General features: G+C 71.1%; 22 protein-coding genes. 11 read left to right on the top strand and 11 right to left on the bottom strand.

The window, feature by feature from the left end; genetic code table 11:
- Positions 1-7 precede the first annotated feature (7 nt).
- From ACFY3I_RS10430 to ACFY3I_RS10420, 3 genes are all read left to right on the top strand, one after another.
- Positions 8-1,108 (top strand): family 2 encapsulin nanocompartment cargo protein polyprenyl transferase, encoded by a 1,101-nt coding sequence (locus ACFY3I_RS10430; protein ID WP_390860248.1) that lies wholly within the window; start codon positions 8-10, stop codon positions 1,106-1,108.
- A 223-nt stretch (positions 1,109-1,331) separates the two neighbouring features.
- Entirely contained in the window at positions 1,332-1,643 is a 312-nt protein-coding gene (locus tag ACFY3I_RS10425; RefSeq protein ID WP_390860247.1) for a hypothetical protein, read from the top strand.
- A 189-nt stretch (positions 1,644-1,832) separates the two neighbouring features.
- The gene (locus ACFY3I_RS10420; RefSeq protein WP_390860246.1) at positions 1,833-2,165 is read left to right on the top strand and encodes a DUF952 domain-containing protein; all 333 of its coding nucleotides are present in this window, start codon (positions 1,833-1,835) and stop codon (positions 2,163-2,165) included.
- 55 nt (positions 2,166-2,220) lie between these two features.
- On the opposite strand, the gene ACFY3I_RS10415 is transcribed toward ACFY3I_RS10420, so the two are convergent.
- The 3 genes from ACFY3I_RS10415 to ACFY3I_RS10405 all read right to left on the bottom strand — a co-directional run bounded on the left by ACFY3I_RS10415 (position 2,221) and on the right by ACFY3I_RS10405 (position 3,850).
- A complete protein-coding gene (locus ACFY3I_RS10415; RefSeq protein WP_390860245.1) occupies positions 2,221-2,961 on the bottom strand; it encodes a VOC family protein in 741 nt (246 codons plus the stop codon).
- Positions 2,962-3,018: 57 nt separating this feature from the next.
- Positions 3,019-3,435, bottom strand: coding sequence for a VOC family protein (locus ACFY3I_RS10410; RefSeq protein WP_365290649.1), 417 nt, complete (start codon positions 3,433-3,435; stop codon positions 3,019-3,021).
- A 61-nt stretch (positions 3,436-3,496) separates the two neighbouring features.
- Positions 3,497-3,850: a helix-turn-helix transcriptional regulator gene (locus tag ACFY3I_RS10405; RefSeq protein ID WP_390860504.1), complete on the bottom strand. Its 354-nt coding sequence runs from the start codon at positions 3,848-3,850 to the stop codon at positions 3,497-3,499.
- A 151-nt stretch (positions 3,851-4,001) separates the two neighbouring features.
- On the opposite strand from ACFY3I_RS10405, the gene ACFY3I_RS10400 reads away from it, so the two are divergent.
- The 3 genes from ACFY3I_RS10400 to ppk2 are packed head-to-tail and all read left to right on the top strand — an operon-like array spanning position 4,002 to position 6,330.
- Positions 4,002-5,156, top strand: coding sequence for an anion permease (locus ACFY3I_RS10400; RefSeq protein ID WP_390860244.1), 1,155 nt, complete (start codon positions 4,002-4,004; stop codon positions 5,154-5,156).
- A 14-nt stretch (positions 5,157-5,170) separates the two neighbouring features.
- Complete coding sequence (locus ACFY3I_RS10395; protein WP_365290654.1) at positions 5,171-5,401, top strand: hypothetical protein; 231 nt, start codon at positions 5,171-5,173, stop codon at positions 5,399-5,401.
- Positions 5,402-5,433: 32 nt separating this feature from the next.
- The gene (ppk2, locus tag ACFY3I_RS10390) at positions 5,434-6,330 is read left to right on the top strand and encodes a polyphosphate kinase 2 (protein WP_390860243.1); all 897 of its coding nucleotides are present in this window, start codon (positions 5,434-5,436) and stop codon (positions 6,328-6,330) included.
- Between the two features lie 181 nt (positions 6,331-6,511).
- On the opposite strand, the gene sodN is transcribed toward ppk2, so the two are convergent.
- The gene (gene sodN / locus ACFY3I_RS10385; RefSeq protein ID WP_055634112.1) at positions 6,512-6,907 is read right to left on the bottom strand and encodes a superoxide dismutase, Ni; all 396 of its coding nucleotides are present in this window, start codon (positions 6,905-6,907) and stop codon (positions 6,512-6,514) included.
- A 145-nt stretch (positions 6,908-7,052) separates the two neighbouring features.
- Here sodN and sodX point away from each other — a divergent pair, with 145 nt between their 5' ends.
- Positions 7,053-7,496, top strand: coding sequence for a nickel-type superoxide dismutase maturation protease (gene sodX / locus ACFY3I_RS10380; protein ID WP_390860503.1), 444 nt, complete (start codon positions 7,053-7,055; stop codon positions 7,494-7,496).
- Here the strand turns inward: sodX and ACFY3I_RS10375 are convergent.
- Complete coding sequence (locus ACFY3I_RS10375; protein WP_365290658.1) at positions 7,391-8,029, bottom strand: CGNR zinc finger domain-containing protein; 639 nt, start codon at positions 8,027-8,029, stop codon at positions 7,391-7,393. The genes sodX and ACFY3I_RS10375 overlap by 106 nt on opposite strands.
- A gap of 100 nt (positions 8,030-8,129) precedes the next feature.
- Here ACFY3I_RS10375 and ACFY3I_RS10370 point away from each other — a divergent pair, with 100 nt between their 5' ends.
- A complete protein-coding gene (locus ACFY3I_RS10370) occupies positions 8,130-8,900 on the top strand; it encodes a class I SAM-dependent methyltransferase (protein ID WP_390860242.1) in 771 nt (256 codons plus the stop codon).
- A gap of 76 nt (positions 8,901-8,976) precedes the next feature.
- Here ACFY3I_RS10370 and ACFY3I_RS10365 read toward each other — a convergent pair whose 3' ends face one another.
- Genes ACFY3I_RS10365 through ACFY3I_RS10355 form a run of 3 tightly spaced genes read right to left on the bottom strand, consistent with a single transcriptional unit; the run spans position 8,977 to position 11,691 of the window.
- Positions 8,977-9,777, bottom strand: a complete 801-nt coding sequence (locus tag ACFY3I_RS10365; protein ID WP_390860241.1) for an amino acid ABC transporter ATP-binding protein — start codon at positions 9,775-9,777, stop codon at positions 8,977-8,979.
- Positions 9,774-10,703, bottom strand: coding sequence for an amino acid ABC transporter permease (locus tag ACFY3I_RS10360; RefSeq protein WP_390860240.1), 930 nt, complete (start codon positions 10,701-10,703; stop codon positions 9,774-9,776). Before ACFY3I_RS10360 ends, ACFY3I_RS10365 begins: the two co-directional genes overlap by 4 nt.
- Positions 10,704-10,734: 31 nt before the next feature.
- Positions 10,735-11,691 carry an ABC transporter substrate-binding protein gene (locus tag ACFY3I_RS10355; RefSeq protein ID WP_390860239.1) on the bottom strand — a complete coding sequence of 319 codons (957 nt, stop codon included), beginning with the start codon at positions 11,689-11,691 and terminating at the stop codon, positions 10,735-10,737.
- 582 nt (positions 11,692-12,273) lie between these two features.
- On the opposite strand from ACFY3I_RS10355, the gene ACFY3I_RS10350 reads away from it, so the two are divergent.
- Entirely contained in the window at positions 12,274-13,506 is a 1,233-nt protein-coding gene (locus ACFY3I_RS10350) for an NADP-dependent malic enzyme (RefSeq protein WP_365290667.1), read from the top strand.
- A 290-nt stretch (positions 13,507-13,796) separates the two neighbouring features.
- Positions 13,797-14,762: a zinc-binding dehydrogenase gene (locus ACFY3I_RS10345; RefSeq protein WP_390860238.1), complete on the top strand. Its 966-nt coding sequence runs from the start codon at positions 13,797-13,799 to the stop codon at positions 14,760-14,762.
- 184 nt (positions 14,763-14,946) lie between these two features.
- Here ACFY3I_RS10345 and ACFY3I_RS10340 read toward each other — a convergent pair whose 3' ends face one another.
- Both ACFY3I_RS10340 and ACFY3I_RS10335 read right to left on the bottom strand, forming a co-directional pair.
- Positions 14,947-16,056: a PadR family transcriptional regulator gene (locus ACFY3I_RS10340; protein WP_390860237.1), complete on the bottom strand. Its 1,110-nt coding sequence runs from the start codon at positions 16,054-16,056 to the stop codon at positions 14,947-14,949.
- A gap of 1 nt (position 16,057) precedes the next feature.
- Positions 16,058-16,909 carry a DUF4097 domain-containing protein gene (locus ACFY3I_RS10335; RefSeq protein ID WP_390860236.1) on the bottom strand — a complete coding sequence of 284 codons (852 nt, stop codon included), beginning with the start codon at positions 16,907-16,909 and terminating at the stop codon, positions 16,058-16,060.
- 223 nt (positions 16,910-17,132) lie between these two features.
- Between ACFY3I_RS10335 and ACFY3I_RS10330 the strand changes: the two genes are divergently transcribed.
- Positions 17,133-17,372, top strand: a complete 240-nt coding sequence (locus tag ACFY3I_RS10330; protein ID WP_365290674.1) for a hypothetical protein — start codon at positions 17,133-17,135, stop codon at positions 17,370-17,372.
- A gap of 208 nt (positions 17,373-17,580) precedes the next feature.
- Here ACFY3I_RS10330 and ACFY3I_RS10325 read toward each other — a convergent pair whose 3' ends face one another.
- The gene (locus ACFY3I_RS10325) at positions 17,581-17,760 is read right to left on the bottom strand and encodes a DUF6104 family protein (RefSeq protein WP_152776632.1); all 180 of its coding nucleotides are present in this window, start codon (positions 17,758-17,760) and stop codon (positions 17,581-17,583) included.
- Positions 17,761-17,882: the final 122 nt, after the last annotated feature.

The following is a 17,882-nucleotide window of genomic DNA, read 5'->3' as shown; positions in this document are numbered from 1 at the left end:
GGAGGCCATGGCCGAGTTCGTGACGGAGCGTCGGCAGCGTGCGGCGGGGTTGCCGCCGGAGGGGGACGAACCCCCCGAAGGGGCCGAGGCGGCGGCCATACTGGAGGGTGCCCGGGCGTCCGTCGACCCCGAACTCCGCGCCGCCGTCGACTCGTTACCCGGCGCGATGCGGCGGATCGCGCGCTACCACTTCGGCTGGGAGCGCGCGGACGGCACTCCGGCGGCCGGTGACGCGGGCAAGGCCATCCGGCCCGCTCTCGTCCTCACCGCCGCCGAAGCGCTCGGCGGAGCGGCGGCACGCGCGGCGGCCGTACGGGCCGCCGCGGCGGTGGAACTGGTGCACAACTTCACGCTGCTGCACGACGACGTCATGGACCGGGACACCTCACGCAGGCACCGGCCCACGGCGTGGACCGTGTTCGGCGACGCCGACGCGATCCTCGCCGGGGACGCCCTCCAGGCGCTGGCCCTACGGTTGCTCGCCGAGGATCCGCACCCGGCGTCCGGCCCGGCCGCCGCCCGGCTCGCGCAGTGCGTCCTCGAACTGTGCGCCGGGCAGCACGCCGACACGGCCATGGAGGACCAGGCCCCCGGCGAGGTCACCCTCGACGAGGTGCTCGTCATGGCGGAGGCCAAGACCGGGGCGCTGCTCGGTTCTGCCTGCGCGCTGGGAGCCCTGTACGCGGGGTCGGCGGCGGAGGAGGTGGCGGCGCTCGACGGTTTCGGCCGGCAGGCCGGGCTCGCCTTCCAGCTGATCGACGACGTCATCGGGATATGGGGTGATCCTCGGCGTACCGGCAAGCCGGCGGGCGCGGACCTGGCGGCCCGCAAGAAGTCCCTCCCGGTCGTCGCGGCCCTCACCTCCGGCACCCCTGCCGCGGGTGAGCTCGCCGAGCTGTACGCCAAGCCGGGGGCGCGGGCCGACGCCGACGAGATCGCGCGCACGGCGCTCGCCGTGGAGCGGGCCGGCGGCCGTGACTGGGCGCAGGCCGAGGCGGCCGACCGGATGGCCAGGGCGGTGCAGGAGCTGGCCCGCGCCGTACCCGACCCCGACGCGGCCGGCGGCCTGCTCGCGCTCGCCGAGTTCGTGACCCGGCGCAGCAGGTGAAGACCCCGGAGCCTCCGGAACCGTGCGGCTCCTGACCCCGCACGGCTTCCGGGGGGTCCGGCCCAACGGGTCCCGCACATCCCCACGACGTGCGGGGCCCGCCGTTCTGCCGGGCGCGGCCGGGCGCGGCCGGGTGCGGCCGAGGCCTGGACAGGCGTCGTCGGCCGGGCGCCGCCGGTCCGCTGCGGACGCCGGGGCGCCGTGTTCGGCCTAGGCTTGGGACATGGACAGCCGGGACCGGGTGTGTCCGGTGTGCGGGCAGGCCGTCGAGAGCGTGGTGCGCCGGCACAAGACGCTGGGCGCCTGGGTTCCGGTCTGGGGCCCCGGTCCCTGCCGCAATCCGGACTGCGCCACCGGCGGCGCGGGACAGCGGTCGGCGCCACGCGCACCCGGCCGGCGGGAATCCCGGCGCGAAGCCGGCGGGCGCGAGACCCGCGGCGAACCCGGCGGACGGGAAACCCGGCGCGAGTTCGGAGGGTTCGGCGGGGAGGAGTCCCGGCACGAACCCGGCGGGGAGGAAACCCGGGGCGAGTGACGCGCCGAGGCCCTAAGGGCTGTCCCGTAATCCCCGGCGGGCGCACGACGACGGCTACGGCACCTCGCGGCTTGTCGGGGTCGCCCGAATACGCCCAGTATGAGGACGACCCTCCGCCTTGCGATGCACCGCATCCGACGCCGTGCGCCGACCCACCGGGGATTACGGGACAGCCCTTAGCCTCGTCGTATGACCGGACTTCCGAACATCCTGCACATCACCGAGCGCACCCTGTGGGAGGACGCCCGCGCGCGGGGCACCTACGAGCTGTCCACCCGCGGCCGCACCCTTCAGGAGGAGGGGTTCATCCACTGCTCCACCCGCGACCAACTCCCGCGGGTGGCCGCCTTCCTCTACGGCTCCTACGACGGCCCGGACGAGCTGGTGGTACTGGTCGTGGACCCGGCACGAGTGGGTGTACCGGTGAAGTGGGAGGCGATGAAGCCGGGCGGCGAGGAGTTCCCGCACGTCTACGGCCCGATCCCGGTCGAGGCTGTGGTGGACGTGGAGCCCTGGGGATAGGCCGTGTCCGACCTGGTGCCGCGACCGGAAAGATCCACCGGCTCGCGACGCGGCCCTAGCCGCGGCTCGGGAGGCCGCCCGTCTCCGGGTCCCGGCCGGTGAGGCAGTAGACGCCGCCCGCGGGGTCGCGCAGCACCGTCCAGTGCCTGCCGTCGGCCACCCGCACCGCGCCGAGTTCCTCGTGCCAGGCCCGGGTCGCCGCGATGTCCGCGCAGGCCAGGTCGAGATGGGCGGTGGCGGGACGCTCCTCGGCCAGGCGCTGGAGCAGGATCCGTAGCGGCAGCCCCGCCGGCGGCCTGAGCACCCGGAACTCCGGCAGCGAACCCGTCAGCAGTTCCCAGCCGGTCAGCTCCGCCCAGAACGCGGTCTCCGCCGCGTACACGGACGGCGGGACGTCGAGGCTGACCTGGTCGAGCCGGCTGCCCGCGACGACCGGCGGCCGCACCGACTCGCCCTGCCAGGGCACCGCACACCACAACTGCCCGCCGGGCGACCGCAGCACGGCCCAGCCGTCGTGCTCGGCGACCGGTTCGGCGCCGAGCTCACGGGCCCGCTTCACCAGGCCCGGCACGTCCTCGGCGCAGAGGTCCAGGTGGGCTCCGCCGGGTCCCGCGTCGACGCCCTGGACCTTGACGCAGGCGTCGACGCCGCTGGCGGGCAGCAACGTCACGAACTCGTCGTCCTCCCCGCGGGGCGCCGAGAGGAAGGTGCCCGTGACGGCGGTCCAGAAGGCCTGCGCGACGGCGAGGTGCGCGGTGGGGCGGTCGGCGAAGGCGTACGTCCAGCGGATGGTCATGGTCGGGATCGTAGAGGGAGCCGCCGGCGGGAGCCGTGCGCGGAACCGCGGAGCCGGCTACCCGTCCCGGCGCTCGGTGAAGCGCAGCAGATTGCCCGCCGGATCCCGGAAGGCGCAGTCCCGTACGCCCCAGTGCTGGTCGGTCGGTTCCTGGATCACGTCACCGCCGTGTTCCCGTACCCGCTCGTACAGCGCGTCGCAGTCGGTGGTGGAGAAGATGACCCCGCGCAGCATGCCCTTGGCGAGCAGTTCGGCCATGGCCTGCCGGTCGGCGGGTGAGGCGTCCGGGTTGGCGCCGGGCGGCTCCAGCACGATCTCCACGCCCGGCTGCCGGGGCGAGCCGACGGTGACCCAGCGCATCCCCTCGAAGGACACGTCGTTGTGGACCTCCAGGCCGAGGACGTCCCGGTAGAAGGCCAGGGCTTTGTCGTGGTCGTCGACGGCGATGAAGCACTGCGCGAGTTTTACGTCCATGGGGTCAGGCTAGGAGGAATCCGCCGCCCGCGCCGGGGGTGGCGGGTGGCCGGTGGTCCGGTCAGTACGGGCGTCGGCGGGGCCGGGTGAAGGTCCGGGCGACGCACGACGGGATCACGGTGGCCTCCTCGTGGTCCCGCGCCCGGTACGCGCTGGGCGTCTCGCCGACCAGTTCGGTGAACCGCGAGCTGAAGGACCCGAGCGACGTACAGCCGACGGCCATGCACACCTCCGTCACGGTGAGGTCGCCGCGCCGCAGCAGCGCCTTGGCGCGCTCCACCCGCCGGGTCATCAGGTAGCTGTAGGGCGTCTCCCCGAACGCCTTGCGGAAGCTGCGCTGGAAGTGGCCCGGTGACATGAGGGCGGTCCGCGCCAGCTCGGTCATGTCGAGCGGCTCGGCGTACTCGCGGTCCATGCGGTCGCGCGCCCGGCGCAGCCGTCTCAGATCCTCCAGCGTCACGGAATCAGCATGACATGCACATCGCGCACCCGGACCGGGCCTGTTCTTGAACCCTCGTTTGCCTCCGGTTATCGCGCAATTGGCTCGCCCTTGTTTGCATTAAGGAATGGACCACATCACGTTCCTCGTGGCGGTCGTGATCGTCACTGCGCTGGCTTTCGACTTCACCAACGGGTTCCATGACACGGCGAACGCGATGGCCACGTCCATCGCGACCGGTGCGCTCAAACCGAAGACGGCCGTTCTGATCAGCGGTGTGCTGAACCTGGTCGGGGCCTTTCTCTCGACGGAGGTCGCCAAGACGATCTCCGGCGGCATTGTCAACGACGCCAAGGTCACCCCGGCGATGATCTTCGCGGGGTTGGTCGGGGCCATTCTGTGGAATCTGCTGACCTGGCTGGTCGGACTGCCGTCCAGTTCCTCCCACGCCCTGTTCGGCGGCCTGATCGGTGCCGTGTGGGTCGGCGCCGGCTCGGGTGCCGTCCATTTCGACAAGGTTCTCGAGAAGATCATCATCCCGGCGTTCGCCTCGCCGGTGGTCGCGGGCATCGCCGCGCTGATCGCGACGTACTGCGCCTACAAGCTCACCGCCCGCGGCCGCGAGGCCTCGGTGACCAAGGGCTTCCGGCTCGGGCAGATCGGGTCGGCCTCGCTGGTCTCGCTCGCGCACGGCACCAACGACGCCCAGAAGACCATGGGCATCATCACCCTGACCCTGATCTCCGTCGGCGCGCTCCCCGGCGACGCCGGTCCGCCGGTCTGGGTGATCTTCTGCGCCGGTCTCGCCATCGCCCTCGGCACGTACATCGGCGGCTGGCGGATCATCCGCACCATGGGCAAGGGCCTGACCGAGATCCAGTCCCCGCAGGGCTTCGCGGCGGAGACCGCCTCCACGGCCGTCATCCTCACCTCGGCCCACATGGGCTTCGCCCTGTCCACCACGCAGGTCGCCTCCGGCTCCATCCTCGGCGCGGGCCTCGGCCGGCGGCTCGCGGAGGTCCGCTGGGGCATCGCCGGCCGCATGGTGGCCGCCTGGCTGGTCACCCTGCCGTGTGCCGCGCTGGTCGGCGGCATCTCCGCGTCCGCGGTCAAGCACGGCGGCAACTTCGGCACGATCGTGGTCGCGCTGGTCGGCGCGGCGCTCGCGGCGGGCATCGTCCTGCTGTCGCGCCGCAACCCGATCGACGCGAAGAACGTCAACGACAGCCACGAGGTCGCCGTCCGCACGGCGCCCCCGTCCAACGTCGGCACCGCCGCCTGACTGAGGGAGTCCCCATGAACATCGACTGGACCGCACTCGGCGAGGTCACCGCGGTGAGCATCGGAGTTACATTCGCAGTGGTGGTTGTCTTCGCCTTCGGCGTCCTCGGGCTCGCCCGCCACGAGGGGGCCAAGGAGCAGGGCGGCACCAGCACAGTGGGAGCGGCCCAGGCGGGTCTCTGCTTTCTCGCCTGCGCGGCTGTGGTGGCGTACGGCATCTACCTGATCGTCCCGCAGTTCCACTGACCCACGACCCACCAAGCCGCTGAGGAGGACCGATGACCACGCCGGACCTGCTGTCCGACCTGGCCGACCTGAAGGTCGACTACAGCGACCCGGACGACCCCGTACTCATCCGCCCGGACGGATCCCCGATCGACACCTGGCGGGAGAACTACCCGTACCCGCAGCGCATGGAGCGCAAGGAGTACGAGTGGCACAAGCGGCTGCAGCAGATCGAACTGCTGAAGCTGCAGACCTGGATCAAGGAGACCGGACGCCGGATCGTCATCGTCTTCGAGGGGCGGGACGCGGCCGGCAAGGGCGGCACCATCAAGCGCTTCACGGAGCACCTGAACCCCCGTGGCGCGCGGGTGGTGGCGCTGGAGAAGCCCACCGAACGCGAGAGCGGCCAGTGGTACTTCCAGCGCTACGTCCAGCACCTGCCGACGGCCGGTGAGATCGTGCTCTTCGACCGGTCCTGGTACAACCGGGCCGGCGTCGAGCGGGTCATGGGCTTCTGCTCCGACGACGAATACCGGCGCTTCATGCGCCAGGCCCCGCTGTTCGAGCGGATGCTGGTGGACGACGGGGTGGACCTGGTGAAGTTCTGGTTCTCGGTCTCGCAGAGCGAGCAGCGGACCCGCTTCACCATCCGCCAGGTCGACCCGGTACGGCAGTGGAAGCTCAGCCCGATGGACCTGGCCTCGCTGGACCGCTGGGACGACTACACGGCCGCGAAGGTCGCGATGTTCCGGGAGACGGACACCGAGTACGCCCCGTGGACGGTGGTCAAGAGCAACGACAAGAAGCGGGCGCGGGTCGAGGCCATGCGCAGCGTCCTGGCCCGTTTCGACTACGCCAACAAGGACGAGGAGGTCGTCGGCAGCCCGGACCCGCGGATCGTGGGTGCGGCGGCGGGCCTCCTGGAGGCCGGCGAGGACGACCACCACTAGCCGTGGCACCCAAGGGGCCGGCCGGATCCCCGGTCGGCCCCTTTGCGCGCGGGACCGGTGGAACGCGGATCCGCGTGGCACGCGTACGCCTTCCGCATGATCGGGAAAGACGACCGCACCCGGCCGCGTGGCCGCCGTGGTGGCGGTCTGCGGGCCGGGTGCGGTGCGGGGACGGAGAAGGTCAGGCCTTCTTGGTCTCCCAGAAGATCTTGTCGATCTCGGCGATGAGCTCCAGGGCCTTCTCGCCGGTCTTCGGGTCCGTGGACGCCTTGGCGGCGGACAGGGCCTTCAGGGTGTCGTTCACCAGCACGTGCAGCTGGGGGTACTTCTCGAAGTGCGGGGGCTTGAAGTAGTCGCTCCAGAGCACCGAGACGTGGTGCTTGGCGAGCTCGGCACGCTGCTCCTTGATGACGGTGGCGCGCGCCTGGAAGTGCGGGTCGTCGTTGGCGGCCATCTTCTCCTGCACGGCCTTCACCGACTCCGCCTCGATGCGGGCCTGGGCCGGGTCGTACACACCGCAGGGCAGGTCGCAGTGCGCGCTGACCTTGACCTTGGGGGCAAACAGGCGGGAAAGCATGGAGCATTCCTTCCTCGTGATCGTCTTCTCAGGTGGGACATTACTCCCTGGGAAGCGTGATTTCGCGAGTGCCCCCATGGGCTTAGGACAAAAGTCCAGGGTCAGACTGGGACTGGTGGAGGAACGGACCGGGGAGGTGCCGGCGATGCCGGAGCTGTCGCAGGAGACCGAGCGGGGGAGGGGCGCCGCGCCCTTCGGACTGGCCGAGGTGACCGGTCCGTCGATGGTGCCGACGCTGTACCAGGGGGACCAGCTCCTGGTGCGCTACGGGGCCCGGGTGCGGGCCGGAGACGTCGTCGTCCTGCGGCACCCCTTCCAGCAGGACCTGCTCGTCGTGAAGCGGGCCGTGGAGCCGCGTGAGGGCGGCTGGTGGGTGCTCGGGGACAACGCGTACGCGGGCGGGGACAGCACCGACTACGGGACCGTGCCGGAGGAGCTGATCCTCGGCCGCGCGCTGTTCCGCTGGCGGCCGCTCAGGGCCGGTCAGCGTTCGCCGCTGGCACTGGCCCGCTGGGCGCTCTCGGCGGCCCGTCCGGTGCTGGCCGAGCGTTCGGGCCGGTCCGCCTCCAGGCGTTTGCGGGCCCGGTAGGCGGCCACGTTGGCGCGGGTCGCGCAGCGGTCCGAGCAGTAGCGCCGGGAGCGGTTGGTGGAGGTGTCGAGGTAGGCGTTGCGGCAGGGCGCCGCCTCGCACAGGCCGAGCCGGTCGACGCCGTACTCGGTGAGGTGGAAGGCCAGGCCCATCGCGGCGATGGCCGCGTAGCCCGCGGTGGCGTTGGAGGGGTGATCGGCGAGGTGCATGTGCCACAGCGGGCGGTCGTCCTCGTCCCGGTGGTCGTGGCCGGAGATCTGCGGGGAGACCGGGAACTCCAGGAGCAGTGAGTTCAGCAGGTCGACCGCGAGCGTCTCGTCGCCCTGGTCGGCGGCCTCGAAGACCGCGCGCAGCCGGGCCCGTACCGAGCGGAAGCGGGTGACGTCGGCGTCGGTGGTGCGGCGGGCCGCCGACGCGTTGACCCCGAAGAGGTCGCGGACGGCCTCGACCGAGGTCAGGGAGTCCTTGCCCCGGGCCGGTTCCTCGCTGTTGACGAGGCGGACGGCGTAGTCCGAGTAATAGGCCAGTTCCACTTGTAGTCCTTACGGGGGTGCTCTACGGTCAGTGGTGCGGTCGGGTAACAGCCGGTCGTGCTCCAAGGGTATTACGGGACTCGTGCGGCGGAGGGTTGCCATGACGGATGCGCAGACGACCACCAACGGGGCGGACTGGCCCGCCTGGCAGAAGAGCTGGGACCGGCAGCAGGAGTGGTACATGCCGGACCGCGAGGAACGCTTCCGGATCATGCTCGACATGGTCGAGGCGCTCGTCGGCACGGCCCCGCGCGTCCTCGACCTCGCCTGCGGCACCGGCACCGTCACCGCCCGGCTGCTGAGCCGCCTCCCGGCCGCGGAGAGCGTCGGCGTCGACCTCGACCCGGCCCTCCTCGCCATCGCCGAGGGCACCTTCGCGGGCGACGAGCGGGCCACGTTCGTCACCGCCGACCTCAAGGACCCCGACTGGCGCACGAAGCTGCCGTACGACTCGTACGACGCCGTCCTGACCGCCACGGCCCTGCACTGGCTGCACAGCGAACCCCTCGCGGCCCTCTACGGTCAGATCGCGGAACTCGTCCGCGACGGCGGTGTCTTCATGAACGCGGACCACATGATCGACGACAGCACGCCCCGGATCAACGCGGCGGAACGGGCGCAGCGGCATCTGCGCATGGATCAGGCCAAGGCGGCGGGTGCGCTCGACTGGGCCCAGTGGTGGCAGCTGGCCGCGCAGGACCCGGTACTGGCCGGGCCGACCGCCCGCCGGTTCGAGATCTACGGCGAGCACGCCGACGGCGACATGCCCCCGGCGGCCTGGCACGCGCGCGTGCTGCGCGAGAAGGGCTTCGGCGAGGCCCGGGCGGTGTGGTGCTCGCCCTCGGACACCCTGCTGCTGGCCGTCAGGTAGCAAGCGCGAAGGGGCGGTACGAGTCTCCTCGTACCGCCCCTTCGGCATGGTCCGCGAAGGAACCGCCGCCCCTGACCTACAGCACCTTCGACAGGAACGACTTGGTGCGGTCGTGCTGCGGGTTGGTCAGGACGTCGCGCGGGTGACCGGACTCGACCACCACGCCGTCGTCCATGAAGACCAGGCTGTCGCCGACCTCGCGGGCGAAGCCCATCTCGTGGGTGACGACGATCATCGTCATGCCGTCCTCGGCCAGGTCCCGCATCACGTCCAGGACCTCGCCGACCAGCTCCGGGTCGAGCGCCGAGGTCGGCTCGTCGAAGAGCATCAGCTTCGGCTGCATGGCGAGCGCGCGGGCGATCGCCACGCGCTGCTGCTGGCCGCCGGAGAGCTGCGCCGGGTAGTGGCCCTTGCGGTCGCCGAGACCCACCCGGTCCAGCAGCCGCTCCGCACGCTCCCGGGCCACCGCCTTGGACTCCCGCTTGACCTGGACCGGCGCCTCCATGACGTTCTCCAGCGCGGTCATGTGCGGGAAGAGGTTGAAGCGCTGGAACACCATGCCGATGTCCCGTCGCTGCGCCGCGACCTCCTTCTCCTTCAGCTCGTAGAGCTTGTCGCCGTGCTGGCGGTAGCCGACCAGACTGCCGTCGACGTAGAGCCGGCCCGCGCTGATCTTCTCGAGGTGGTTGATGCACCGCAGGAACGTGGACTTGCCGGAACCGGACGGGCCGATCAGGCAGAACACCTCGCGCGGCAGCACCTCCAGGTCGATGCCCTTGAGGATGTGCGCGAGACCGAAGGACTTGTGCACGCCCTCGGCCTTGACCATCGGCGCGCCGCTGCTCGGCTGGGTGATGTCCTTGACGAGACCGGTCATCGGGTCACCTCCGGGCGGCGGAACGAACCGAACAGTCCGAGGTTCTTGCGCAGTCGCTGGAACGGCGTCGGCGGCAGGTTGCGCGTCGAACCACGGGCGTAACGGCGCTCCAGGTAGTACTGGCCGACGCTGAAGACGCTGGTGAGGATCAGGTACCAGATCGACGCGACGAAGAACATCTCCACGACCGCCAGCGAGGTGCTGGAGATGTCCTGGGCACGCTTGATCAGTTCGTTGAACTGCACCGCGTACGCCAGCGACGAGGTCTTGAGCATGTTGATGAACTCGTTGCCGGTCGGCGGCACGATCACCCGCATCGCCTGCGGCAGCACCACCCGGCGCAGCGTCTGGCCGCCGGTCATGCCCAGCGCGTGCGAGGCCTCGGTCTGGCCCTCGTCGACCGACTGGATGCCGGCCCGGACGATCTCCGACATGTACGCGGCCTCGTTCAGGCCGAGACCCAGCAGCGCCGCCAGGAACGGCGTCATGACCTGGTTCATCTCGTCCTTGTAGAACCCCAGGTTGAGGATGGGGAACACGAGGGACAGGTTGTACCAGAGCAGCAGCTGCACCAGCACCGGGGTGCCCCGGAAGAACCAGACGTACAGCCAGCCCACGGTGCTGGTGACCGGGTTCGAGGACATCCGCATCACCGCGAGGACGATGCCGAGCACCAGGCCCAGGACCATCGCGAGCACCGAGATGTACAGCGTGTGCCAGACACCGGACAGGATCGTGCCGTCCGTCAGGTAGTCCGGGATGATGCCGTAGTTGATGTTCGCGTTGGAGAAGGCGATACCGATCAGCACCAGGACGGCGATGACGGCGGCACCGGCCACCCAGCGGCCGTAGTGGCGCACCGGGATGGCCTTGATCTGCTCCGGCGGCACCGACGGCGCCGGAGTCTTGTCGACCGTGTCAGTCACAGGGAGAGCCCTTCAGTCTTGCCCGGGGTGCTCAGGAGCCGCCGTTGATCTTCGACTCGGTGACCCCGCCCTGCGTGACGTTCCACTTCGCCAGGATCTTGCCGTACTCGCCGTTCTTGACGATGGCGTCGAGGGCGGCCTGCAGGGCGTCCCGCAGCTGGGTGTTCTCCTTGGTGACGGCGATGCCGTAGGGGCCGGCCTCGATCTGGTCGCCGACCACCTCGAAGTCCTTGCCGCCGCCCGAGGTCTTGGCGTTGTAGGCCGCGACCGGGAAGTCGTTCAGGTCGGCGACGGACGCGCCCTGCTTCAGCCGGAGCAGCGCCTCGGGGTCGGTGTCGAAGGTCTGCAGGGTGATGGCCTTCTTGCCGTCCTTCGTGCACTTGGTGCTCTGCGCCTTGGCGATGCCCTCGGAGGTGGTGCCCTGCTGCAGGGCGACGACCTTGCCGCACAGGTCGTCGAGGGTCTTGATGCCCTTCGGGTTGCCCTTCTGGACGAGTATCGAGGTGCCGGCGGTGAAGTAGTCGACGAAGTCGACGCCGTTGCCGACCTTCTTGCCGGTGTCGGAGTCGATGCCGTTCTGGCGGTCCTTGGTGTCGTTCATCGCCGACATCACCATGTCGAACCGCTTGGACTGCAGACCCACGATCAGCTGGGCGAACTTGCCGTTCTGGAAGTCGAACCTCACGCCGAGCTGCTTGCCCAGCGCGTCCGCGACGTCGGGGTCGACGCCGACGGCCTTGCCGCCCTCCATGTACTCGACCGGCGGGTAGGCGATGTCCGAGCCCACCTTGATCACGCCGGCCTTGCGGATGCTGTCCGGCAGCTTGCTCGCCAGCGGGGCCGAGGACGAGGAGGAGCCGGAGTCGCTGCCCTTGTCCGTCTGGTCACCGCAGCCGGTGAGGATCAGGGCGCCTGCGACCGCGATCGCACCGAACGCTGCGGTCCTGGAGCGCGCGACACTGGTACGACGGGTGGAGCTAGCGGTCATGGTGGGTTCCTCCGGCGGTGGGTTGAACAAGCCGATATACCGATGTGCCTGATATGTCGATATGCCGATGGGTCGACGGAAACACACACCATCGGGTGTCGCGACCTCGTGGGTTTACGGCATCCTGCCATTGGGATTGCTCCATGCAGGTGTGTCACGATGTCAAAATCGGATAACGGGTGACCCCCGGGACACGTCGGGCAGGACCTTCCCCGACCCACCGCCTCGCACATCTGCGGGAAACCGGCCTTCCGGCCGGAAGATCTTCGGTTCACCGCCGGTTCACCCCCGGCCGCCTCCGCCGGCGCCTGCTGGTCGCTCACGCCGCTCATCTGTCGGTTACCTACGACATCCGTGATGTGACCTTGCGCCTATTCGACTCGTCGCGGGTGGCATCCGTCCGGTAAGAAGGTTCTTTACACCCCTCATCCGGGGCCCAGGGCGCGTGTGCGGCGCGCCCGTCGCGCAGGTGCTCGTACGTGCCACTCGTACGTATCAGTGATCGGGCCCTGCGCGGTGCCCGTCCACTCCCTCACCGGGAGCGGCCGACCCTCAACCATGCATACCTAAGGGGTAAGACAAGTGGCAGCGGAGATCGTCAATCCTCGCAGCGACAGCACGCCGGGCAGCTCGGACCAGGACGGCGGGGCCGAGCCCCTCGATCCCTTCGACCCGGCCTTCGCGCTCCACCGCGGCGGCAAGATGGCCGTGCAGGCCACCGTGCCGATCCGTGACAAGGACGACCTTTCCCTCGCGTACACGCCCGGAGTCGCGCGCGTGTGCACCGCGATCGCGGAACAGCCCGAGCTGGTCAACGACTACACATGGAAGTCGTCCGTCGTGGCCGTCGTCACCGACGGTACGGCCGTGCTCGGTCTCGGGGACATCGGCCCCGAGGCCTCCCTCCCCGTGATGGAGGGCAAGGCCATCCTCTTCAAGCAGTTCGGCGGCGTGGACGCGGTCCCGATCGCCCTCGCCTGCACCGACGTCGACGAGATCGTGGAGACCGTCGTCCGGCTGGCTCCCTCGTTCGGCGGCGTCAATCTGGAGGACATCTCGGCACCGCGGTGCTTCGAGGTCGAGCGCAAGCTCCAGGAGCGGCTCGACATCCCGGTATTCCACGACGACCAGCACGGCACGGCCGTCGTGACGCTGGCGGCGCTGCGCAACGCGGCGCGGCTCAGCCGCCGGGAGATCGGCCAGCTGCGGGCGGTGATCTCGGGCGCCGGCGCGGCCGGGGTCGCCATCGCCAAGATGCTGGTCGAGGCCGGAATCGGGGACGTCGCCCTGACCGACCGCAAGGGCATCGTCTCGGCGGACCGGGACGACCTGACCGACGTCAAGCGCGAGGTCGCCGGGTTCACCAACAAGGCCGGGCTCAAGGGCACCCTGGAGGACGCGCTGGCCGGCGCCGACGTCTTCATCGGCGTCTCCGGCGGCACGGTCCCGGAGGAGGCCGTCGCCTCCATGGCCGAGGGCGCGTTCGTGTTCGCCATGGCCAACCCGAACCCGGAGGTGCACCCGGACGTCGCCCACAAGTACGCGGCGGTCGTGGCGACCGGGCGGTCCGACTTCCCGAACCAGATCAACAACGTGCTGGCGTTCCCCGGGATCTTCGCCGGAGCGCTCCAGGTGCGGGCCTCCCGGATCACCGAGGGCATGAAGATCGCGGCGGCGGAGGCGCTGGCGTCGGTCGTCGGTGACGACCTCGCGGCGGACTACGTCATCCCGTCACCGTTCGACGAGCGGGTGGCCCCGGCGGTGACCGCGGCGGTCGCCGCGGCGGCGCGGGCCGAAGGCGTGGCCCGGCGGTAACCCGAACGGCCCCGCTCCTCTCGGGCGGGGCCGTCTCCCTGTCCACCCGCCACCCGTGCGGGTGGACGCGGGGTCACCGTCGAGCCCGGGGGCTGTCGTCCCCCGGCTCCCCCGACCGGGGTGACGAGTCGTCGTCGGGTGTCCGAGGAAGGGGGCTGAGCGCGCAGTTCCCCGCGCCCCTGACGAAGCGCCGTCGGCCGTGCCCTCGCGCGGGGCGCCGAGCGCAAGAGGGGATGTGTCACAGCGGCCCCCGGTTTCGCCCTCGGCCCCGGGAACCTATCGTCGGCCCTATGTTCGCCGTCTACGCCGCCCGAATCGACCGCGACCAGCCGCTCTCCGGCCTTGAGTTGGGGGATCGTCCGGCCCCCGAGGCCCGCCCCGGCTGGAGTACCGTCGACGTCCGGGCCGCCTCCCTCAACCATCACGACCTCTGGTCCCTGCGGGGCGTCGGCCTCCCGGAGGACCGGCTGCCGATGATCCTCGGCTGCGACGCCGCCGGGGTCGACGCGGACGGCAACGAGGTCGTCCTGCACTCCGTGATCGGGCAGAGCGGTCACGGGGTCGGGCCGCGCGAACCCCGGTCCATCCTCACCGAGCGCTACCAGGGCACCTTCGCCGAGCAGGTCGCCGTACCCACCTGGAACATCCTGCCCAAGCCCAGGGAACTCTCCTTCGCGGAGGCAGCCTGTCTGCCCACCGCCTGGCTGACGGCGTACCGGATGCTGTTCACCAACGCGGGCGTCCGTCCCGGTGACTCGGTCCTCGTGCAGGGCGCGGGCGGCGGGGTCGCCACCGCGGCCATCGTGCTCGGCAGGGCCGCCGGACTGCGGGTCTTCGCCACCAGCCGGGACGAGGCCAAGCGCAAGCGGGCCCTGGAACTCGGCGCCGTCGAGGCGGTGGAGCCGGGCGCCCGGCTGCCGCAGCGGGTGGACGCCGTGATCGAGACCGTCGGGGCCGCCACCTGGTCCCACTCGGTGAAGTCGCTGCGGCCCGGCGGCACCATCGTCATCTCGGGCGCGACCAGCGGCGACCGGCCCTCGCACGCCGAGCTGACCCGGATCTTCTTCCTCGAACTGAAGGTCGTGGGCTCCACGATGGGGACCAAGGACGAGCTGGAGGACCTGCTCGCCTTCTGCGCCGCCACCGGGGTACGCCCCGTCATCGACGAACTGCTCCCGCTCGACCGCGCCCGCGAGGGCTTCCAGCGGCTGGAGTCCGGCGACCAGTTCGGAAAGATCGTCCTGACCACCTCCTGACCGTCGTCCGACCGCGGCCCGACCACTCCCGACCGCCTTCCGGCCGCGGTCCGAGGATCCCTGGCGGACGGCCTCCGACTGCGCCCCGACCACCCTGCCGACGGGCCCCCGACCTGCTTCCGTGGCCGGCGGGGAGAGGCCGGGACGGGGGAGGAGAGCGGTCCGCGCTCCCCTCCCCGGGGTCTCAGGACTTCGGGGCGCGCAGCAGTGCTCCGATGCGGGCCGCCGCCGCCGACAGGTGGCGGCGGGTGTCGTCGAGCTGTCCGGCGGTGACCCCGTGGTCGCGGGCCGCGTCCCGGATGTCGTCGCGGAAACGGTCCAGGAGCCGGTCGAGGTCGCGGGCCGGGTCGCCGGTGCCGGCCTCGTCGCCGTGCGCCCAGTCGGGCACGTACTGCGCCGGGAAGTCCTCCGGGGTCTCCGAGAACTCCGGGGTCCGGTTCGCGGACGGGTCCGGTGCCGCCTTGCGCAGGTCCGGGCCCGATCCGGGCTGCGACTCGGTCCGTCCGCCGAAGCCGGAGTCCTTGCCGAAGTCCCTCCCGAACCCCTTGCCGTAGTCCTTCCCGAACTCACCGAACTCCTTGGCGAGTTCGGTGAGACCCTCGCGGACCCCCGTCGGCCAGTCACCGCGCGAGAAGTGGTCCTGGACGTGCTCCTGCACCCGGTGCGCGATGCGCTGCATCTCCTCCTGGGCCTGGGCGCGGGCCCGGGCCTGGGCCTCCTGGGCCTGCCGGCGGGCCCGCTGGGCCTCGTCACGGGCGCGGCGGCTCTCGTCCTTGGCGCGGCGGGCCTGTTCCTTCCACTCCTGCTTGACGCGCCGCATCTCCTCCTTGGCGACCCGCCAGGACTCCTTGTCACCGAGGTCGCCGACGTCCCCGGTTCCGGCGCCGGCCCCCGTCCCGCCGCCGCGCCGGGCCTCGGAGGCGGCCGCCCGCACCTCGCGGCGCAGATCGCCGGCGGCACCTCGGACGTCGGCCCTTATCTCGGCGGCCAGTTCGGCGACCGACTCGCGGATCTCCAGCTCGAGGTCGGCCAGTTCACCGCTGCGGTCGGCCAGTTCGGCGCGGCCCGCGTCGGTGATGGCGTAGACCTTGCGGCCGCCCTCGGTGGTGTGCGTGACCAGACCCTCCGCCTCCAGCTTGGCCAGACGGGGGTAGACGGTGCCCGCCGACGGGGCGTAGAGGCCCTGGAAGCGCTCCTCGAGGAGCCGGATCACCTCGTAGCCGTGGCGCGGTGCCTCGTCCAGCAGCTTGAGCAGGTAGAGGCGGAGACGGCCGTGGGCGAAGACGGGAGACATGTCAGAGCACCTTCTTGTCGGTCGCGCCGCCGGTCGTGTCGTCGTCCTCCTTGGGCGGGCGGCGCAGCAGGGCGATGGAGCCGGAGACCGTCGTGGCGCGGAGCTTGCCGTTGCCCGCGCCGAGGCGGCCGGTGATCTTGTGGGCGCCCCACTGGCCGTGCACCCGGAGCCCCTCGAAGGCGTTGGAGATCGTGCCGCTCGCGGTGTTGGCCTCGACCTCGGCGTCGGCCGGATGCGGAAGGCGGATGGCGATCTCGCCGGAGACACTGGTCAGGCGGACGTCGGTCGGGCCGTCCGGGTCCAGGTCGATGATCATGGAGCCGCTGACCGAGTCGGCGCGCACGGCGGAGCCCGAGCCCTCCACGACGGTCAGGTCGCCGGATACGGAGTTGAACCGCAGGTCGCCGGTGACGGCCTGGGCCTCCAGGTTCCCGGACACCGTGTCCGCGCGGACCTCGCCGGAGAGGCCGACCAGGGTCGTGTCCCCGGTGACGCCCTTGACCACCGAGGTGCCGTCGATCCCGGAGACGACGGCCGCGGCGCCGACCACACCCACCTCGACGCGGGTGTCCGCCGGGACGGCGAGCGAGACCACCGCGCTGCGCCGCCACCCCTTGCGGTCGAGCCACTTGAGGAAGCCCTTCCAGGGCAGGTCCTCGTAGGCCACCGTGAGGGTGCCGCCCTCGTGCGTGACGATCAGCGGTGGTCCCTCGATCTCGGAGATCTCCAGACGGGCGGAACCCTCGTCGGTGCCTACGACGTTGACTGTTCCGTTGACGATGCGCACGTGCAGTTCGCTCACGGGGGTGTCGAAGGTGAGCTTCCTGGGCTCAGCGACGGACCACTCGGACATGGTGCGGACCTCCCTCGGCCGGGCATGCGGCTGGAAACGGACGCGCACGCACGGTTCGCGCCATATCGCGTCTTCCGTAAACACGATATATCGTGGACGGCGGAAGTCAAGGCACCCGATCGAGTGGCCGGTTGGGCTCGGGCGGATCCCGGAGATGGGTGCGGCAGGCCGTGCGGAAGGCGCTCGCCGGGCGGTGACGGCATGGATTGCTTACCGTGTCTGCATGTCGACGGATGACCGCAGGGCCGTCTCCGGGGCGCCCGGGGCCCGCACCCGCACGCGGCCGGGCGAAGAGGAGACGCCCAGGGCGCGTCGGCTGGCCCTGGCCGAGATGGCCGTGGGGCTGCCGGCCGCCGCCTGGGGAGCCCGGCGCCGCAGCGCGGGGTGGGTCGCCGCGGGCGCGGTGCTGATGGCGCACGGGATGCTGGAACTGTCGTACGAGACGGTGTTCCCCAGGGACTGACCGGAACGGGCGCGGACCCCGGAGCGGCCCCGGAAACCGCCCCCGAACCGCTCCGGAGCCACCGCGGAGACCGTCCCCGAACCGTTCCGGAGACCGCCCCCGGGGCGTCCCCGGGGCGCGTCCTGCCCGGACCGCCGCCTTCCGTCCCCTCCCCGGCCGTTCCTCGACCGCTGCTCGACCGCTCCTCGGCCGTTCCTCCGCTCCCGCTCTACTCCTCGTCCTCGTCGTCCAGCCGTGCCAGCCAGGTCGCGAGGCGCTCCACCGGGACCTCGAAGTCGGGGTTCAGGTCGACGAAGGTGCGGAGCTGCTCCGCGAGCCACTCGAAGGTGATCTCTTCCTCGCCGCGCCGCTTCTCCAGTTCCTCGATGCCTCGGTCGGTGAAGTACATGGGGTGCTCTCCTGCGTACAAAGTGTGGGTGCCCGGTGATGGGCGTCTACCAGCCTAGGCCGACGGCGAAGGTGTGCCGTCGGGTATGGGTAGGGCCCGGCTCCCGAGGGAAGGAGACCCTC

Origin of the sequence: Streptomyces sp. NPDC001068, assembly GCF_042897315.1 — a bacterium.
Taxonomy (GTDB): Bacteria; Actinomycetota; Actinomycetes; order Streptomycetales; family Streptomycetaceae; genus Streptomyces.
Note: the sequence above shows the minus strand (reverse complement) of the source record. Positions and strands in the feature narration are given on the sequence as shown.

Excerpts from the sequence above, each read along its gene's own strand:
- ACFY3I_RS10395 (WP_365290654.1), top strand. The coding sequence starts at position 5,171 with ATGAACATCGACTGGACCGCACTCGGCGAGGTCACCGCGGTGAGCATC.
- ppk2 (WP_390860243.1), top strand. The coding sequence starts at position 5,434 with ATGACCACGCCGGACCTGCTGTCCGACCTGGCCGACCTGAAGGTCGAC.
- ACFY3I_RS10420 (WP_390860246.1), top strand. The coding sequence starts at position 1,833 with ATGACCGGACTTCCGAACATCCTGCACATCACCGAGCGCACCCTGTGG.
- ACFY3I_RS10335 (WP_390860236.1), bottom strand. The coding sequence starts at position 16,909 with ATGTCCGAGTGGTCCGTCGCTGAGCCCAGGAAGCTCACCTTCGACACC.
- ACFY3I_RS10410 (WP_365290649.1), bottom strand. The coding sequence starts at position 3,435 with ATGGACGTAAAACTCGCGCAGTGCTTCATCGCCGTCGACGACCACGAC.
- ACFY3I_RS10370 (WP_390860242.1), top strand. The coding sequence starts at position 8,130 with ATGACGGATGCGCAGACGACCACCAACGGGGCGGACTGGCCCGCCTGG.
- ACFY3I_RS10430 (WP_390860248.1), top strand. The coding sequence starts at position 8 with ATGGCCGAGTTCGTGACGGAGCGTCGGCAGCGTGCGGCGGGGTTGCCG.
- ACFY3I_RS10325 (WP_152776632.1), bottom strand. The coding sequence starts at position 17,760 with ATGTACTTCACCGACCGAGGCATCGAGGAACTGGAGAAGCGGCGCGGC.
- sodN (WP_055634112.1), bottom strand. The coding sequence starts at position 6,907 with ATGCTTTCCCGCCTGTTTGCCCCCAAGGTCAAGGTCAGCGCGCACTGC.
- ACFY3I_RS10365 (WP_390860241.1), bottom strand. The coding sequence starts at position 9,777 with ATGACCGGTCTCGTCAAGGACATCACCCAGCCGAGCAGCGGCGCGCCG.
- sodX (WP_390860503.1), top strand. The coding sequence starts at position 7,053 with ATGCCGGAGCTGTCGCAGGAGACCGAGCGGGGGAGGGGCGCCGCGCCC.
- ACFY3I_RS10400 (WP_390860244.1), top strand. The coding sequence starts at position 4,002 with ATGGACCACATCACGTTCCTCGTGGCGGTCGTGATCGTCACTGCGCTG.
- ACFY3I_RS10405 (WP_390860504.1), bottom strand. The coding sequence starts at position 3,850 with ATGGACCGCGAGTACGCCGAGCCGCTCGACATGACCGAGCTGGCGCGG.
- ACFY3I_RS10345 (WP_390860238.1), top strand. The coding sequence starts at position 13,797 with ATGTTCGCCGTCTACGCCGCCCGAATCGACCGCGACCAGCCGCTCTCC.
- ACFY3I_RS10355 (WP_390860239.1), bottom strand. The coding sequence starts at position 11,691 with ATGACCGCTAGCTCCACCCGTCGTACCAGTGTCGCGCGCTCCAGGACC.
- ACFY3I_RS10340 (WP_390860237.1), bottom strand. The coding sequence starts at position 16,056 with ATGTCTCCCGTCTTCGCCCACGGCCGTCTCCGCCTCTACCTGCTCAAG.
- ACFY3I_RS10425 (WP_390860247.1), top strand. The coding sequence starts at position 1,332 with ATGGACAGCCGGGACCGGGTGTGTCCGGTGTGCGGGCAGGCCGTCGAG.
- ACFY3I_RS10415 (WP_390860245.1), bottom strand. The coding sequence starts at position 2,961 with ATGACCATCCGCTGGACGTACGCCTTCGCCGACCGCCCCACCGCGCAC.
- ACFY3I_RS10330 (WP_365290674.1), top strand. The coding sequence starts at position 17,133 with ATGTCGACGGATGACCGCAGGGCCGTCTCCGGGGCGCCCGGGGCCCGC.